We start from the raw sequence: 16,645 nt of genomic DNA, 5'->3' as shown, positions 1-16,645 counted from the left end.
AGAAACGACACCGGCCGCATAGCGGCCGGTACGTGATGTGTCTTGGGAAGATGTAACGATAGCAGACGCCACCCGCGTGGCATGTCTCTGTTACATCCTTACATGCGCGAGCGGACGCGCTTCTGGAGCTTGCTCTTGATGCGGTTCAGCTTGAGCGGAGACAGGTATTCCACGAAAACCTTGCCATTCAGGTGGTCGATCTCGTGCTGTATACATACGGCCAGCAGGTCGTCGGCATCGAGCTCGAACGTTTCGCCCTTTTCGTTGAGCGCGCGCACCTTGACGCGGTCGGGGCGCTCCACGCGGTCATAGACTTCGGGCACCGACAGGCAGCCCTCTTCCCAGACCTTGCGGTTGTCGCTGGCCCAGACGATCTCCGGGTTGATGAACACCATCAGCGCGTCGCGCGTTTCGGAAACGTCGATCGTGATCACGCGCTCATGCACGTCCACCTGCGTGGCGGCCAGGCCGATGCCGGGCGCGTCGTACATGGTTTCCGCCATGTCCTGGACCAGCTGGCGGATGCGGTCGTCCACCACCGCCACGGGCTTGGCCACGGTATGGAGGCGAGGATCGGGGTAGGTGAGGATGTCGAGTTTGGCCATGATGCTCGGGCGCAACGCCGGGTGCTGTCCACTGCCCGGCCGCCGTTGCGGCGTGCGGGGTTTCCATGCAGAATCGGGGCGCTAGTACAAAAATTCAAGGCGCGCCGCAGCAGGCACGCTCTACCTAGGGTCAATCCGGTCGTTCTCCCGACCGGTCAGGAAAATGCGCGATCTTACCAAAGAACAGGCGGCGTCGGGCCGCAGGCTGTACGCGTTCACCCTCGCCATGTTATGTGTCGCCGGCATCACAGCTGGAGCCGGCATGGCGGTTCAGGCGGCCGATCTGAACGTCTCGGCGGCTCAGCTCGCCCAGGCCGATGCGACCGCCCAGGAGGGTATCCCCGTTTCCGAACTGGCGCCCAATGCGCCCAGCCAGTACACCGTGCGCTCGGGCGACACGCTGTGGGGCATCTCGGGCCAGTATCTGCGCCAGCCATGGCGCTGGCCGGCGCTGTGGGGCATGAACCGCCAGCAGGTCCGCAATCCGCACCTTATCTACCCTGGACAGATCCTTTACCTGGTGCAGCGTGATGGCCGCGCGTACCTGTCGACCACGGCGCCGGGGGGCGCCCATGGCGACAGCCGCCTGTCGCCGCGCGTGCGCGGCGAGGGCGGCAACGGCGAGGCGATCCTGAGCATTCCTGCGTCCGACATCGAGCCGTTCCTGACGCGTCCGCTGGTCGTGGAAAAGGATGCGGTGGACGCGTCGGCGCGGATCGTTGCGCTGACCGATGCCCGCGTCTACATGGGGCGGGGCGATACCGGCTACGTGCGCGGTATCGCACCGACCGACGCGGCGATCGGCAGCGACTGGCAGGCGTTCAAGCCGGCCTTGCCGGTGCGCGACCCCGTCAGCAATGCCGTGATCGGCTTCGAAGCCCAGTACCAGGGAAGCGTGCGCGTGATGCGCGGTCCGGAAGGCCCGGACGCGGTCACCACGGTCCAGGCCACCCAGTCTCCGCAGGAAATGGGCGCGGGGTCGCTGCTGCTGCCGCAGCCGGCCCGTGAACTGGTGCGCTACGTGCCCCATGCGCCGGAAAACAACGTCGACGCGCGCATCGCCGCCGTCTATGGCGGCGTGGAGTACGGTGGCGCCAAGCAGGTGGTGGTGCTGAACCTGGGCGCGAACGGTGGCCTGGAACCGGGTCACGTGCTGGCGCTGTCGCGCGTGGGCGGCGTAGCCAAGGATCCGACCGACGGCAACCGCAGCATCACGCTGCCGGATGACCGCTATGGCCTGGCCTACGTATATCGCGTCTTCCCGGGCATCGCCTATGCGCTGGTGACTGATGCCAGCAATGTGATGAAGGTCGGCGACCGCGCCACCAGCCCGCAGTAACGGGCGTGCGCGTGCGTGAGCACGCGCCGCCGCGTTGTTCGATGACCGATTCGACTCGCGACCCAGCCGAAGTGGCTGCCTGGGTGCGGCTGACGGCCACCCCCGGTGTTTCGGTGCAGGCCGGCCGCCGTCTGCTGGCGGCTTTCGGACTGCCCCAGACCGTGCTGGCCCAGGACCCTGCAAAGCTCCGCGACGCCGCGGAGCCCGCGGTGGCGCGCGCGCTCGCCGCGCCTCCCGACGCCGACGTATCCGCCCGGATCGATCGCACGCTGCAGTGGCTCGACACCCCTGACCACCATCTGGTCACGATGGGCGACCGTGCCTATCCGGCGCGCCTGCTCGACCTGGCCGATCCGCCCCTGGTGCTCTACGTCAACGGCCAGGCTGGGCGCCTGCAGGCGCCGTCACTGGGTATCGTCGGCGCGCGGCATGCCACGGCACAGGGCGTCCGCAATGCGCAGGCGTTCGCTTCAGCGTTTTCCGATGCCGGGCTGACCGTGGTGTCGGGGCTTGCACTCGGCATCGATGCCGCCGCGCATGCCGCGGCACTGGAGGGGCCCGGCGGCACGGTCGCCATCGTGGGCACCGGCGTAGACATCGTCTATCCGGCCAGGCATCACAAGCTGGCGCACCAGATCGTCGATGCCGGCGGCGCCATCGTCAGCGAATTCCCACTGGGTACGCCGGGACTGCCGAACCATTTTCCGCGTCGCAACCGCATCATCGCGGCGCTGGCGCGTGGCGTGCTGGTGGTGGAAGCTGCCGAGCGGTCGGGGTCGCTGATCACGGCCCGCCTGGCGTCCGAAATCGGCCGTGAGGTCTTTGCGATCCCCGGTTCGATCCACGCCGAGCTTTCGCGCGGCTGCCACAAGCTGATCCGCCAGGGCGCCAAGCTGGTGGAGTCGCCGGCCGACGTGTTCGAGGAATTTGCCGACCTGGCGACCCCCGCCGACGCCGGCAGCGCCAACAGGGCGCCTGCGGGGACGAAGGCCAGCCAGGTATCGGTGCCGCCCACCCCGCGGCAGACGGCGGCCGACGCGCTCGGAGCGGCGCTCGCCTATGATCCTGTCACGCTCGACGCATTGTGCAAGGGCACCGGCATGGCGGCGGAGGCGGTATCGGCCGAACTGCTGCAACTGGAGCTGGCCGGCGTGGCCGAGCGCCTGCCAGGCAACCGTTTCCGGCGTCTGGCATGATCCGGTATCGCGTTTGCCTCACTTTTCGACTGGAATGGCCGTTTACTTCCCCGAGCAGGATGCCCCAGCCCTGCGCCAGGCGCTTCATGCCCGTCCGCTGGGACGGCTGGTGGCTTGTCTTTGCGCCGCATGGTGTGGCACGTGCAAGGACTATCTGCCGGGCTTTGCGGCGTTGGCGGCACGTTATCCGGACGACTGTTTCGTCTGGATCGATGTCGAAACCCACTCCGACTATCTGGGAGAGGACATCGACATCGAAAACTTTCCTACTGTATTGATTCAGCCCATCGCTGGCGGCGCACCGCAGTTTTACGGAACCGTGTTGCCCCACCTCGACGTGCTGGACCGGATGCTGACGCGCGCAGGAGCCATGGCCGGCGCCGCGCCAGACATCCCTGAAGTGCTGCCCTGGTTGCTTGGCAGCGGTGCCGATAACGGTTGAGCGTGGTCAGGGTGGGCGGCGGCGGTCGCTTGCACGCCCGTCGGAACCGCGCTTATTATTGGCGCCTCAAAGCCCAGGCCTGCTGTTTACATAGTTTGCCGTGAATTTCAAGAGGCGCGAACTGCACTTTTGCAGTGGCGCCACAAGGACCCGTTGAATGTCTAAAGCCCTCATCATCGCGGAAAAGCCATCGGTCGCCGCCGATATTGCGCGCGCCCTCGGGGGCTTTGCCAAGCACGACGAGTATTTCGAGAGCGACGACTATGTGCTGTCCTCGGCGGTTGGCCACCTGGTGGAAATCGCCGCGCCCGACGACTACGAGGTCAAGCGAGGCAAGTGGAGCTTCACCAATCTGCCGGTGATTCCCCCGCATTTCGACCTGCGCCCGATCCCCAAGACCGAATCGCGCCTGAAGGTGCTCAACCGCCTCATCAAGCGCAAGGACGTGACCGCGCTGATCAACGCCTGTGACGCGGGGCGCGAAGGCGAACTGATTTTCCGGCTGATCGCCCAGCAGGCGAAGGCCAAGCAGCCCGTGCGCCGGCTGTGGCTGCAGTCGATGACGCCGCAGGCGATCCGCGACGGGTTTGCCGCGCTGCGCGAGGACGAGGAAATGCTGCCGCTGGCCGACGCGGCCCGCTGCCGTTCCGAAGCCGACTGGCTGGTCGGGATCAACGGCACGCGCGCGATGACGGCCTTCAACAGCAAGGGCGGCGGCTTCTTCCTGACCACGGTGGGTCGGGTGCAGACGCCGACGCTCTCGATAGTGGTGGAGCGCGAAGAGAAGATCAAACACTTCGTGCCGCGTGACTACTGGGAAGTGCGCGCCGAGTTCATCGCCGCCGCCGGCCTGTACGAGGGCCGCTGGTTCGACCCGAAGTTCAAGAAGAACGAGTTCGACGCCGAGGCACGCGAGTCGCGCCTGTGGAGCGAAGCCGAGGCCAAGAGCATCGTGGCGGCCTGCCGCGACAAGCCGGGCACGGTCACCGAGGAATCGAAGCCATCCACGCAGCAGTCGCCGGCCCTGTTCGACCTGACCACGCTGCAGCGTGAAGCCAACTCGCGTTTTGGCTTTTCGGCCAAAAACACGCTGGGCCTGGCGCAGGCGCTGTATGAAAAGCACAAGGTGCTGACGTACCCGCGTACCGACGCCCGCGCGCTGCCCGAGGACTACCTCGACACGGTCAAGCAGACCATGGACATGCTGGCCGACAGTTCGCCGAACTACCTGCCGCATGCCAAGAAGATCCTGTCGCAGGGTTGGGTGAAACCGAACAAGAAGATCTTCGACAACAGCAAGATCAGCGATCACTTCGCCATCATCCCGACGCTGCAGGCGCCGAAGAACCTGTCCGAGCCCGAGCAGAAGCTGTACGACCTGGTCGTTCGCCGCTTTCTGGCCGTGTTCTTCCCGGCGGCCGAGTTCCAGGTGACCACGCGGATCACCGAGGTAGCCGGCCATCACTTCAAGACCGAAGGCAAGGTGCTGGTCAATCCGGGCTGGCTCGTGATCTACGGCCGCGAAGCCCAGGGTAAGGACGACAAGGACGCCAATCTGGTGCCGGTGCAGAAGGACGAGCGCGTCAAGACCGACAAGGTGGAGTCCGTCGGCCTGAGTACGCGCCCGCCGGCCCGCTACAACGAAGCGACGCTGCTGTCGGCGATGGAAGGTGCCGGCAAGCTGGTGGACGACGACGCGCTGCGCGAGGCCATGGCCGGCAAGGGCCTGGGCACGCCAGCCACGCGCGCGGCCATCATCGAAGGCCTGCTGACCGAAAAATACCTGGTGCGCGAAGGGCGCGAGCTGATTCCGACCGCCAAGGCGTTCCAGCTGATGACGCTGCTGCGCGGCCTGGGCGTGCAGGAACTGACCCAGGCCGAGCTGACCGGCGAGTGGGAACACAAGCTGTCGCAGATCGAGCGCGGCCGTCTGAAGCGTGATGAATTCATGCGCGAGATCGCGCAGATGACGCAGCAGATCGTCAAGCGCGCCAAGGAATACGACAGCGACACGATCCCTGGCGACTACGCCACGCTGGACACGCCGTGCCCGCAGTGCGGGGGCCAGGTCAAGGAAAACTACCGTCGCTTTGCCTGTACGGCGTGCGACTTCTCGATCAGCAAGATCCCGGGCGGGCGCCAGTTCGAGATCGACGAAGTCGAGGAACTGCTGCAGAAGAAGGAAATCGGTCCGCTGCAGGGCTTCCGCAGCAAGATGGGCCGTCCGTTCGCAGCCATCCTGAAGCTGGCCAAGGATGACGAAGGCCACTGGAAGATGGAGTTCGACTTCGGGCAGAACGACGAGGAAGACGACGAACCGGTGGACTTCAGCGGGCAGACGCCTGTGGGCCACTGCCCGAAGTGCAATGGCCAGGTCTACGAGCACGGCATGAAGTACGTCTGCGAGAACGCCGTGGGCAGCGAGAAGACCTGCGATTTCACGACCGGCAAGATCATCCTGCAGCAGGAAATCTCGCGCGAGCAGATCGGCAAGCTGCTGACCGCCGGCAAGACGGACCTGCTGACGGGCTTCAAGTCGTCGCGCACGGGCCGCAACTTCAAGGCGTTCCTGGTGAAGCAGCCGGACGGCAAGATCGGCTTCGAGTTCGAGGCACGCGAGCCCAAGGCGGGCGCCAAGCCGGCTGCGAAGTCCGCGGCGGCGAAGTCGGCAGCCAAGGGCGAGGAAGCCGAGGCCGCGCCGGCCAAGGCCGCCGCAAAAACGGCTGCCAAGGCGCCTGCCAAGAAAGCGCCTGCCAAAAAGGCTGCCTCCAGGACCGCGCCGGCCAAGAAGGTAGCCACGAAGACAGCCGCAAAGACCACTGCGGCCAAGAAGGCCAAGCAGACGGCGGAAGCCGAGGAGTAAGCACTCGCACGGTTCCCGGGCGGCAAACGAAAAAGCGAGGCAGAAGCCTCGCTTTTTTATTGGCTGGCCAGCTTGACGAGATTCTCGCCGGCCCGCTGCTTGCCCTCGTCGAGCAGGAAGTCGATGAAGGCCCGCACCTTGGTGGGCAGGAACTTGCGGCTGGGGTAGACCACGCTCACGTCGCGGCGCGGCAACTGGTACTGCGGCAGGATGTGCATCAGACGTCCCGCCTCGATATTGGGCCGGGCCAGGTACGACGACAGCATCGCGATGCCCATATTGGCCAGCGCCGCCTGGTGTGCCAGTTCGGCATTGCTGCAAAGCAGGCCGGGGCGAATCGGCACGGTCACCTCCCCTTCCGGGCCGGACAGCGTCCACTCATGCTCGGCCGTGGGAATGCGCATGGCGATGGCGCGATGATTGGACAGGTCGTGGGCGGTGCGTAGCGGCGGATGCTCGCGCAGATAGCCCGGCGAGGCGCACAGGATGATTTCGGCCGAGATCAGCGGCCGGGCCACCAGATGCGAGCCGAGCCCAAGGTCGGACAGCACCACGCCGACGTCGCGTCCCTCCTCAACGATATCGATCACGCGGTCGGACAACTGCACGTCGAAGACCACGTCCGGATAACGCTGATGGAACCGCTCCAGGGTTTGCGGCAGCAGGTGCAGGCCGAACATGACCGGTGCCACCAGCCGCAGCGTGCCGGACAACGACTGGCTCCGGGCGGTGACGATCGACTCCGCCTCTTCGACGTCTTCAAGAATCTGTGCGCAACGCTGCAGGTAGGTCTCGCCGGCATCCGTCAGCGACAGGCTGCGCGTGGTGCGGTTCAGCAGCCGCGTGCCGAGATGGCTTTCCAGATCGGCCACATAGCGCGTGACCACGGCGTTGGACATTTCAAGTTGCTGCGCCGCACGGGCGAAGCTGCCAAGTTCGACTACCTTGGCGAAGACGCGCATCGATTGCAGCCGATCCATGACATAGTCTCCCGCGTCCGCCGTGAACTTTTACACGGTACGGGTAGTTTATTGTTGAAACCACAATCAATCATTGTGGACGCGGGTATTTATTCATATCAGGGGAATGCCTAATATCACGCTAACCGATGCCGCGACGCAGCAATCTTTAAAACAGCGGCATCCACGAATAAAGTGAAGGATTCGCCATGAGCCGACAAATCGCCCTGATCGCTGCAGCCGTTGTTGCCCTGTCCGCCGCCCCCGCTTTTGCCAAGGCCGGCAAGTTCGACCCTTACACCGATGGCGCCAAGGCCACCCGCTTCGACCCGTACACCGACGGCGCGAAGGCCGGCAAGTTCGACACGTTCACGGACGGTGCCAAGGCTGGCAAGTTCGATACGTTCACCGACGGCGCCAAGTCGTTCGACGTCTACTCGGACGGCGCCAAGATCTGACCCGCCCCGCATCCGAAAAAAACCCGTACCAACCGGTACGGGTTTTTTGTTTTCTGGCGGCGGAGGTGTCAGACCTGTGGGGTGGGTCGATACGCACGTATCCTTGCGTTGGCCGCAAGCCACGTCATCCACTCGGTCAATGCCTGGGCCACGAGCCAATTCTGAAAACTGGAAGTCTGCATGAAGAAACGGGCCCCGCAGGGCCCGTTTTGCATTAATCGTGGTGATGGTGACGATGCTTGCCGCGCTTGTAGTAGCGGCGGTCATCGTCGTACGAGTTGCTGCGCGACACATTGCCGCCCAGTGCGGCGCCTGCTGCGCCGCCCAGACCGGCGCCGACAAGGCCGCCGGTACGGCCGCCCATGGCGTTGCCGGCTGCGGTACCTGCGCCGCCGCCCAGTGCGCCACCGATGATGGCGCCCGTGCGTTCGCGGCGATTCGAGGTCAGCGCACCGCCGGCGCCACCGCCGACTGCGCCGCCGATGATCGACCCGGTGCTACCGCCCAGTGCACCACCGACAGCGGCACCTGCCACGCCACCCAGGCCACCGCCGAGCGCGTTGTTCAGATCACCTCCTGCAAACGCCGGCAGCGTAGCCGCCGAGAGGGCAAGAGCCAGAGTCAGGTTGCGGAGAGGATGGCGAGACATCGTATTTTCCTTATGTGGTGTGTATCTGGAAACGGAGTGTAGAGAAGCAGCCCTGCGCTTGCTGTAACCAGTTGTGAGGTGCTGTAACCCGCTGCAGAAACGGTATCGAACCGTTAAAAAGCGATGTTCCGGCGCAACAGCGCGCAATGATACGTCACAAAGTCAGCGCGGACTGGCGCATGAAAAAAGCGGCCCCGCAGGGCCGCTTTCTATTTTTACCCGGAAGGCCGGGCCAGCGCCGCCGTCAGCAGCACTTGCCCTGCCCCCCACCGTACCGGGCTTCCTGGCGTTCGCGGAAGAATTCCTCGTACGTCATGGGCGCGCGGTCCGGATGGGTGCTCTCCATATGGGCCACGTAGGTCTGGTAGTCGGGCAGGCCCACCATCAGCCGCAGCGACTGGCCCAGGTAACGTCCCATGTTTCCGATCTGATCCAGCATGTGTGGCTCCTTTGGGTCAGTGCGAGGCGGCCGATGCCTGGGCCGGCAGCGGCTCGAACGGCGTTTCGCTGTCGGTGCGCTTGCCCTGGTTGCGGGCCGACATGGCGGTCTTGAAGCCGTAGAAGACGATCGACAGCACCACGAACATGAACAGCGCGCACAGGCCGGCGTCCAGGTAGTCGTTGAAGACGATGCGGTGCATCTGCTCCATCGTCTTGGCCGGTGCCAGCACCTTGCCCTCGGCAATGGCGGCGCTGAACTTCGACGCGTGCGTCAGGAAGCTCACCTTCGGGTCGGCGTCGAACAGCTTTTGCCAGCCGGCGGTCAGCGTGCAGATCAGCAGCCAGCAGGTGGGCAGCAGCGTCACCCAGGCGTACTGGCCGCGCTTCATCTTGACCAGCACGCAGGTGCCCAGCACCAGCGCCACGGCGGCCAGCATCTGGTTCGAGATACCGAACAGCGGCCACAGCGTGTTGATGCCGCCCAGCGGGTCGACCACGCCCTGGTACAGGAAGTAGCCCCAGGCCGCCACGGTCAGCGCGGTGGCGATCAGGTTGGCCGGCAGCGATTCGGTGCGCTTCAGGGACGGCACGAAGCTGCCCAGCAGGTCTTGCAGCATGAAGCGGCCGGCACGCGTGCCAGCGTCCACGGCGGTCAGGATGAACAGCGCCTCGAACAGGATGGCGAAGTGATACCAGAACGCCATCATGGCCTGGCCGCCCACCACCTGGTGCAGGATGTGCGCGATACCGACGGCCAGCGTCGGCGCGCCACCGGCACGCGAGATGATCGTATTTTCGCCAACATCCTTGGCGGTCTGGATCAGCACGTCCGGCGTGATCACGAAGCCCCAGTTCGACACGGCCTGTGCCACGGCCTCCGGCGTGGTGCCGATCACGGCCGCCGGGCTGTTCATCGCGAAGTACACGCCCGGCTCGATCACCGACGCGGCCACCAGGGCCATGATGGCGACGAACGACTCGGCCAGCATTGCGCCATAGCCGATGAAGCGCGCGTGCGATTCATTTTCCAGCAGCTTCGGCGTGGTGCCCGACGAGATCAGCGCGTGGAAACCCGACACCGCGCCGCAGGCGATGGTGATGAAGAGGAACGGGAACAGGTTGCCCGACCACACCGGGCCGCCGCCTTGCGCAAACTGCGTGAAGGCCGGCATCTTCAGTTCCGGCGCCACGATCAGGATGCCGATGGCCAGCGCGATGATGGTGCCGATCTTCAGGAACGTCGACAGGTAGTCGCGCGGCGCCAGCAGCAGCCACACGGGCAGCACGGCGGCGATGAAGCCGTAGATGATCAGCATCCACGTCAGCGCCTTGCCGTCGTACGTGAACAGCGGGGCCAGCGCGGCGCTTTCATGCACGTACTGGCCGCCAATGATGGCAAGCATCAGCAGCACGAAGCCGATCACCGATACCTCGCCGATGCGGCCCGGGCGGATGTAGCGCGTGTAGATGCCCATGAAGACGGCGATGGGGATGGTCACCGCCACGGTGAAGGTGCCCCACGGCGAGCCTGCCAGCGCCTTGACCACGATCAGCGCCAGCACCGCAAGGATGATGATCATGATCATGAAACAGCCGAACAGCGCGATCAGGCCGGGCACGGTGCCCATTTCCGACTTCACCAGGTCGCCCAGCGAACGGCCGTCGCGGCGCGTGGAGATGAACAGGATCATGAAATCCTGCACCGCACCGGCAAACACCACGCCGGCCAGGATCCACAGCATGCCGGGCATATAGCCCATCTGCGCGGCCAGCACGGGGCCCACCAGCGGCCCGGCGCCGGCGATGGCGGCAAAGTGGTGGCCGAACAGCACCGCCTTGTTGGTCGGCACGTAGTCCAGGCCGTCGTTGTGGCGCCACGCAGGCGTCATGCGTTTGGGGTCGAGCTGCATCACCTTGTCGGCGATGAAGCGGCTGTAGTAGCGGTAGGCAATCAGGTAGATGCAGAGCGCGGCAACCACGATCCACAGTGCGCTGACGGCTTCACCGCGCGACAGCGCGACAGTGGCGAAGGCAAACGCGCCGAGCACGGCGACGGCCAGCCACAACAGGTGTTGTCCGATGCGATTCATGTTGAAGGGTCTCCTCAGACCGGCTGAAAGAACCTGCGGCGACAGGGAGCCCGGGCAGCGGGGGCGGTGCCGGATGGCGCCACCGACGATCGCGTGGAAAGGGAGTCTCCTGGATGTCTGCGGCGTCCGGTCTGTTTCTCGTCTGGACCCGGATCTTGTCGTGCAGGCAGGCAGTGCTCTCAGGGGGCGGGATCGCCTGGGCCAGGGAGCACCTACTGCGTCGGATTTGCGCGGCCGGCGGGCCGGGCGCGTGTCCGGCGTGTAGTATTGACACCCGCCCATGTCGGCACAAGCGCGAAACTACGCAACACCCGTGCGTAGTAGTACGTAGACCGACGAATTCAAGCGGCCTTCCCGGCATCGGTGTTTACCCCCGGTTCAGATGAAACTCCGCCAAAAGATACTGTTGCTCGCCGTGGCGCCCCTGGCCGTCGCGATGCTGGGCATTGCGCTGGCCGTGCGCTACCAGGCCACCGCGCTGGCCCGCCACGAACGCGCGCTGGTGGAAGCCGCCTATCTGCAAAGCAAGGAAACCGAGCTGCGCCACTACGTGGACCTGGCCCAGAGCGCCATCGCGCCGATGGTGCAGTCGGGCCGCACCGACGACGCCACGCGCCAGGCCGCCATGCAAGCCCTGGCCAGGCTCGACTATGGCCCCGACGGCTATTTCTTCCTGTATGACCTGCAAGGTCGGAATCTGATGCATCCGCGCCAGCCGGAACTGGTGGGCCAGGACCTCTGGCTGATGCGTGATCCGCAAGGCGCGTTGACGATCCAGAAACTGGTGATGGCGGCCAAGGCGGGCGGTGGGTCGGTGCGCTACATGTGGCAGAAGCCGTCTTCCAAACAGACCGTGCCGAAGCTCGGCTACGTGGTGGCCGTGCCCGGCTGGAACTGGATGCTGGGCACCGGCATCTATCTGGACGATGTGGAGCAGACGCTGCGCCAGCTCGACGCCCGCGCCGAAACCGATATCCGCGAGACCATGGCCTGGATTGGCGTGATTGCCGCCATCAGCATCCTGCTGGTGGCCGCCAGCGGGCTCGCGCTCAATATCAGCGAGCACCGCGAGGCCGATGCCAAGCTGCGCCAGCTGGCGCAACGGGTGGTGCAGTCGCAGGAGGAAGAACGCGCGCGGCTGTCGCGCGAGCTGCACGACGGCATTGGCCAGTTACTGGTGTCGGTCAAGCTGGTGCTGGAGGCCGCCGCCAACCGCATCCGCCTGGCACCGTCGGAAGGCGCCTCGGTGGCCCCCATCCTGGGCATGGCATTGAACCGGCTCGATTCCGCTTTCAATGAAGTACGACGTGTATCGCGCAACCTGCGGCCGGCCCTGCTCGATGACCTGGGCCTGTACGCGGCCCTGCAGCACCTGGCGCGCGAGATGCAGGCCGGCAGCACGCTACGGGTGGACGTCACGCAGACCGGAAAGCCCCGCGAACTGGCCGATGAGCAGGCGACGGCGCTGTTCCGCATTGCGCAGGAGGCGCTGACCAATGTCGAACGCCACGCGCATGCCTCGCGCGTGCACGTAGAACTCGAATTTTCTCCATCGGCCACCCGCCTGACCGTGCGTGACAACGGCACGGGCTTCGACGTGGCCCGCATGCAACACGACCCGCAGCGCGGCATCGGCCTGCGCAACCTGCGCGAACGCATGGCGGCGCTGGGCGGCCAGTTCGACATCGTGTCGATGCCGTCGGGCACGCGGCTCGTGGCGATGCTGCCGCTGGTCACTCTCCCTTCCGATATTCCGCTGTCATGACCCATATGACCGTTGCACCCGACGACGAGCCCGTCATTCCGCCATCGAACGCCCCGGCCAGGGTCCTGCTGATCGACGACCACGCCCTGGTGCGCGACGGCATGCGCATGCACCTGACGTTGCAGCCGGGACTGGAGGTGGTGGGCGAGGCTGACGACGGCGAGGCCGCGCTGGCGTGGCTGGCCGGCGCCGGACCGGCAAACCTGCCCGAGCTTGTGATCACCGACATCGGCATGCGCGGAATGGGCGGCATCGCGCTGGCCGGGGCGTTGCACGATGCCTATCCCGAAGTGGCCGTGCTGATCGTGTCGATGCACGACAACCTGGAATACGTGCGCCAGGCCATCCGGGCGGGCGCGCGCGGCTACGTGCTCAAGGACGCGCCGGCCGACGAACTGATGGCCGCCATCCAGGCCGTATTGGCCGGGCGGGTGTTCTACAGCGCGCGCATCGCCCGCGGCATGGCCGAACAAGCGGTCAGCCCGCTCGACGCCCTGACGCCGCGCGAACGCGACATCCTCCACGGCATTGGCCGGGGCCAGTCCAACAAGGACATCGCGGCACGCCTTGGCGTATCGGTGCGCACTGTGGAAACCCACCGCCTCAACCTGAAACGCAAGCTCGGCATCGAAGGCCGCGCGGAACTGGTCAAGTACGCAGTCCAGCAACTGGGGATCGATAACGATCCGGCGTAGTTCGGCGTAAAGCCTGCGCCGCCCTGTCCCGGCGCATGGACGGCATCATTTCAAGAATCGTCTTAACCACAAGCGAACGCTTGCTGCGTAACGTCGCGGGATGCTGACGTGCGTGGCGCTTTTGCGGGGCTTGCCGCGCACGTCGTGATCTGTTATAAAATCATGAATGATCTGATAAATGATCGCGACACCGAACTACAAACGGCCTTTCCGGGACTTCGTCAAAAAGGCGCGCATAGCGTTGCAGAGGGCAATCGAAGACGAGGTGGAACTGGTTTGCGAAGACCCGGGCGCCGGCGAATCCAAAGCGGGCGACCTGGCAGGCATCCGGGGTACACAAATTCCGGTTTCAGCGGCAGGAATACCTGATGGCCTATCGCTCGCCCGCACCCGAGCTGGCGGCGGAAGGGATAGACATCGATTTCGTCATGATCGACTTCTATCAGGTTGGGCCGCACCAAAATTTCTATGACCTGCTGAAGAGGTATCTCAGAGCAGAGAGGAACGCATGAAGACCATGACCGCACAAACCTTGTTCAACGACCTGCGCCAGTTGCCGGACGTCGAACGCGAAGCGTTCTTCGTGATGATTGGCCAACAGGCCTTTCGTGACGAGAATTTCAGCCACGACGACGTGTTCGGCCACCTGGCCCATGCCGAATTCACGGCCAGCGAGGCGGCAGAGTATCTTGAAGTCTCGATGGCCACGTTTCGGCGCCTTGTCCGCGATGGGAAACTGACGCCCCATGCCGAGGTTGGGCGTAGCCAGCTGTTTGCCGTGGCAGCGCTGGCGGCGTTCAAGCGCCAGCGCAAGGCCATCAAGGGCTGACCGCGCAGCGCCCCGCGGCAAACAAAAAAGCCGACCGGCAAGGCCGGTCGGCTTTCGATGCAGCGGTGCAGCCGGGGGATCAGCCCAGGCGCTTGGCCAGCGCGGACTTGGTTTCCACCAGGGCCTGCGGCAGGTTGTGCTTGAGCTGGGTGAACAGTTCGTCGTGCAGGGCCAGTTCCTTCTGCCAGGCGTCCTGGTCGATCGAGGTGACCAGGTCGAACTGCTCAGCCGTGAACGGCAGGCCGTCCCAGTTCAGGTCGGCGTAGCGCGGCGACGTGCCGAACACGTGGTCCACACCCTGGCCGCGGCCTTCCACGCGATCGATCATCCACGACAGCACACGCATGTTCTCGCCGAAACCGGGCCACACGAAGTTGCCGTCGGCGTCCTTGCGGAACCAGTTCACGCAGTAGAACTTCGGCAGCCTGGCGCCAGCGGCTTCGAGCTTCTCGCCCAGCGCGAGCCAGTGGCCGAAGTAGTCGCTCATGTTGTAGCCGCAGAACGGCAGCATCGCGAACGGGTCGCGGCGCACCACGCCTTGCTGGCCGGCGGCGGCAGCAGTGGTTTCCGATCCCATCGTGGCGGCCATGTACACGCCTTCGGTCCAGTTGCGGGCTTCGGTCACCAGCGGCACCGTGGTGCTGCGGCGGCCGCCGAAGATGAATGCATCGATGGCCACGCCAGCCGGGTTGTCCCAGTTTTCGTCGATCGACGGGCATTGCGAGGCCGGTGCCGTGAAGCGGGCGTTCGGGTGGGCAGCCTTGGCGCCGGTTTCCTTGGCGATGGCGGGCGTCCAGTCCTTGCCTTGCCAGTCGATCAGGTGTGCCGGGGCATCCTTGGTCATGCCTTCCCACCACACGTCGCCGTCGTCGGTCAGCGCCACGTTGGTGAAGATGACGTTTTCCTTGAGGGTCGCCATCGCGTTGAAGTTGGTCTTCTCGCTGGTGCCCGGGGCGACGCCGAAGTAGCCCGCTTCGGGGTTGATCGCGTACAGGCGGCCGTCCTGGCCCGGCTTGATCCACGCGATGTCGTCGCCGATCGTGGTGATTTTCCAGCCGTCGAAGCCCTTGGGCGGGATCAGCATGGCGAAGTTGGTCTTGCCGCAGGCCGACGGGAACGCGGCGGCCACGTGGTACTTCTTGCCCTCGGGCGAGGTCACGCCCAGGATCAGCATGTGCTCGGCCAGCCAGCCTTCGTCACGGCCCATCGTCGACGCGATACGCAGTGCGAAGCACTTCTTGCCCAGCAGCGCATTGCCGCCGTAGCCCGAGCCGAACGACCAGATTTCGCGCGATTCCGGGAAGTGGACGATGTACTTCGTCGGATTGCACGGCCAGGCCACGTCCTTCTCGCCGGCCGCCAGCGGCTTGCCCACGGTGTGGACGCACGGCACGAACTCCCCATCGGCGCCCAGCACGTCGTACACGGCGCGGCCCATGCGCGTCATGATGCGCATGTTGACGGCCACGTACGGCGAATCGGACAGTTCCACGCCGATGTGGGCAATCGGCGAACCCAGCGGGCCCATCGAGAACGGCACCACGTACATGGTGCGGCCGCGCATGCAGCCGTCGAACAGGCCGGCCAGCGTGGTGCGCATTTCGGCCGGGGCGGTCCAGTTGTTGGTCGGGCCGGCGTCTTCCTTCTTCTCGGAGCAGATGAAGGTGCGGTCTTCCACACGCGCCACGTCGGACGGGTCGGACAGGGCCAGGAAGGAATTCTTGCGCTTGGCCGGGTTCAGGCGGCGCATGGTGCCTGCCGCCACCATCTGCTCGCACAGGCGGTCGTATTCTTCCTGCGAGCCGTCGCACCAGTAGATCTGGTCGGGTTTGGTGAGAGAGGCGATTTCTGCAACCCAGGCGACCAGTTTCTGGTTCTTTACCCAGGTCGGCACGTTCAGTGCCGGGGTGCCTTGCATGGTGGGGTGGTTCATCTGACTGCTCCAAAGCAAAAGGGAAACCTTGTCATGCCCGACCAGGGTCGCTGCCGGTCTCGCGGGGAAAGGCGGAGGCCAGCGCGGCATGCCGCGTCGGGCATGGCGCACTCGCGTGAAGACCGTCACATCCCGTTACAACTCGGCGACGACCGATTCCGCGCAAATGGTCGCGGGGGCCCCTGCGGCTGCGCTACAGTTGCGCTTCGCCCGCTTTTGGCGGGCGGCAGGGTCCGGTCGGGCATTGTCCGGCGGCGAGCAGGGGGCGGGAGCTGGGCTCGACCGCACTGTTGCGCCGCGGAGGCGGGCAAGAATACCACTGTACGGACGCCCTGTTTTTTGCTGCGCAGCATTGTCTCCCCTGCCGGAATGCCTGGAACG

15 protein-coding genes and 1 pseudogene are annotated in these 16,645 nt (G+C 65.3%); 10 read left to right on the top strand and 6 right to left on the bottom strand.

Going from position 1 to position 16,645, the window contains the following annotated elements; genetic code table 11:
- Positions 1 to 98 precede the first annotated feature (98 nt).
- Positions 99 to 605, bottom strand: coding sequence for a peptide deformylase (def, locus tag BLQ58_RS17460; RefSeq protein WP_092600577.1), 507 nt, complete (start codon positions 603 to 605; stop codon positions 99 to 101).
- A 163-nt stretch (positions 606 to 768) separates the two neighbouring features.
- Here def and BLQ58_RS17455 point away from each other — a divergent pair, with 163 nt between their 5' ends.
- The 4 genes from BLQ58_RS17455 (at position 769) to BLQ58_RS17440 (ending at position 6,445) form a co-directional block, all read left to right on the top strand.
- Positions 769 to 1,944 (top strand): LysM peptidoglycan-binding domain-containing protein, encoded by a 1,176-nt coding sequence (locus BLQ58_RS17455; protein WP_092600575.1) that lies wholly within the window; start codon positions 769 to 771, stop codon positions 1,942 to 1,944.
- A 41-nt stretch (positions 1,945 to 1,985) separates the two neighbouring features.
- Entirely contained in the window at positions 1,986 to 3,140 is a 1,155-nt protein-coding gene (gene dprA, locus BLQ58_RS17450) for a DNA-processing protein DprA (protein ID WP_092600574.1), read from the top strand.
- A gap of 34 nt (positions 3,141 to 3,174) precedes the next feature.
- The gene (locus BLQ58_RS17445) at positions 3,175 to 3,582 is read left to right on the top strand and encodes a thioredoxin family protein (protein WP_092600573.1); all 408 of its coding nucleotides are present in this window, start codon (positions 3,175 to 3,177) and stop codon (positions 3,580 to 3,582) included.
- 157 nt (positions 3,583 to 3,739) lie between these two features.
- Positions 3,740 to 6,445 carry a DNA topoisomerase III gene (locus tag BLQ58_RS17440; RefSeq protein ID WP_092600571.1) on the top strand — a complete coding sequence of 902 codons (2,706 nt, stop codon included), beginning with the start codon at positions 3,740 to 3,742 and terminating at the stop codon, positions 6,443 to 6,445.
- Between the two features lie 56 nt (positions 6,446 to 6,501).
- Here BLQ58_RS17440 and BLQ58_RS17435 read toward each other — a convergent pair whose 3' ends face one another.
- On the bottom strand, positions 6,502 to 7,425 hold the full coding sequence (locus tag BLQ58_RS17435) for a LysR family transcriptional regulator (RefSeq protein WP_092600569.1): 924 nt from the start codon (positions 7,423 to 7,425) through the stop codon (positions 6,502 to 6,504).
- 188 nt (positions 7,426 to 7,613) lie between these two features.
- Here BLQ58_RS17435 and BLQ58_RS17430 point away from each other — a divergent pair, with 188 nt between their 5' ends.
- The gene (locus BLQ58_RS17430) at positions 7,614 to 7,862 is read left to right on the top strand and encodes a hypothetical protein (protein WP_092600567.1); all 249 of its coding nucleotides are present in this window, start codon (positions 7,614 to 7,616) and stop codon (positions 7,860 to 7,862) included.
- A gap of 214 nt (positions 7,863 to 8,076) precedes the next feature.
- Here the strand turns inward: BLQ58_RS17430 and BLQ58_RS17425 are convergent, their stop codons facing one another.
- The 3 genes from BLQ58_RS17425 to BLQ58_RS17415 form a co-directional block, all read right to left on the bottom strand.
- Positions 8,077 to 8,511 (bottom strand): hypothetical protein, encoded by a 435-nt coding sequence (locus tag BLQ58_RS17425; RefSeq protein WP_092600565.1) that lies wholly within the window; start codon positions 8,509 to 8,511, stop codon positions 8,077 to 8,079.
- A 244-nt stretch (positions 8,512 to 8,755) separates the two neighbouring features.
- Positions 8,756 to 8,950 (bottom strand): YbdD/YjiX family protein, encoded by a 195-nt coding sequence (locus tag BLQ58_RS17420; RefSeq protein WP_066734504.1) that lies wholly within the window; start codon positions 8,948 to 8,950, stop codon positions 8,756 to 8,758.
- A 16-nt stretch (positions 8,951 to 8,966) separates the two neighbouring features.
- On the bottom strand, positions 8,967 to 11,042 hold the full coding sequence (locus BLQ58_RS17415; RefSeq protein WP_092600563.1) for a carbon starvation CstA family protein: 2,076 nt from the start codon (positions 11,040 to 11,042) through the stop codon (positions 8,967 to 8,969).
- A 382-nt stretch (positions 11,043 to 11,424) separates the two neighbouring features.
- Between BLQ58_RS17415 and BLQ58_RS17410 the strand changes: the two genes are divergently transcribed.
- The 5 genes and pseudogenes from BLQ58_RS17410 (at position 11,425) to BLQ58_RS17395 (ending at position 14,331) form a co-directional block, all read left to right on the top strand.
- Positions 11,425 to 12,807 (top strand): cache domain-containing protein, encoded by a 1,383-nt coding sequence (locus BLQ58_RS17410; protein WP_092600561.1) that lies wholly within the window; start codon positions 11,425 to 11,427, stop codon positions 12,805 to 12,807.
- 5 nt (positions 12,808 to 12,812) lie between these two features.
- On the top strand, positions 12,813 to 13,502 hold the full coding sequence (locus BLQ58_RS17405) for a response regulator (RefSeq protein WP_092600748.1): 690 nt from the start codon (positions 12,813 to 12,815) through the stop codon (positions 13,500 to 13,502).
- 178 nt (positions 13,503 to 13,680) lie between these two features.
- Positions 13,681 to 13,791: pseudogene (locus BLQ58_RS29505) on the top strand (hypothetical protein); the annotation flags it as partial.
- A gap of 79 nt (positions 13,792 to 13,870) precedes the next feature.
- Positions 13,871 to 14,014 carry a hypothetical protein gene (locus tag BLQ58_RS29500; RefSeq protein ID WP_254776007.1) on the top strand — a complete coding sequence of 48 codons (144 nt, stop codon included), beginning with the start codon at positions 13,871 to 13,873 and terminating at the stop codon, positions 14,012 to 14,014.
- Positions 14,011 to 14,331: a helix-turn-helix domain-containing protein gene (locus tag BLQ58_RS17395; protein WP_092600559.1), complete on the top strand. Its 321-nt coding sequence runs from the start codon at positions 14,011 to 14,013 to the stop codon at positions 14,329 to 14,331. The genes BLQ58_RS29500 and BLQ58_RS17395 overlap by 4 nt, the downstream gene beginning before the upstream one ends.
- Positions 14,332 to 14,410: 79 nt before the next feature.
- Here BLQ58_RS17395 and BLQ58_RS17390 read toward each other — a convergent pair whose 3' ends face one another.
- On the bottom strand, positions 14,411 to 16,264 hold the full coding sequence (locus BLQ58_RS17390; protein ID WP_092600558.1) for a phosphoenolpyruvate carboxykinase (GTP): 1,854 nt from the start codon (positions 16,262 to 16,264) through the stop codon (positions 14,411 to 14,413).
- Positions 16,265 to 16,645 lie beyond the last annotated feature (381 nt).

Origin of the sequence: Ralstonia sp. 25mfcol4.1 (genome assembly GCF_900104095.1) — a bacterium.
GTDB lineage: Bacteria > Pseudomonadota > Gammaproteobacteria > Burkholderiales > Burkholderiaceae > Cupriavidus.
Note: the sequence above shows the minus strand (reverse complement) of the source record. Positions and strands in the feature narration are given on the sequence as shown.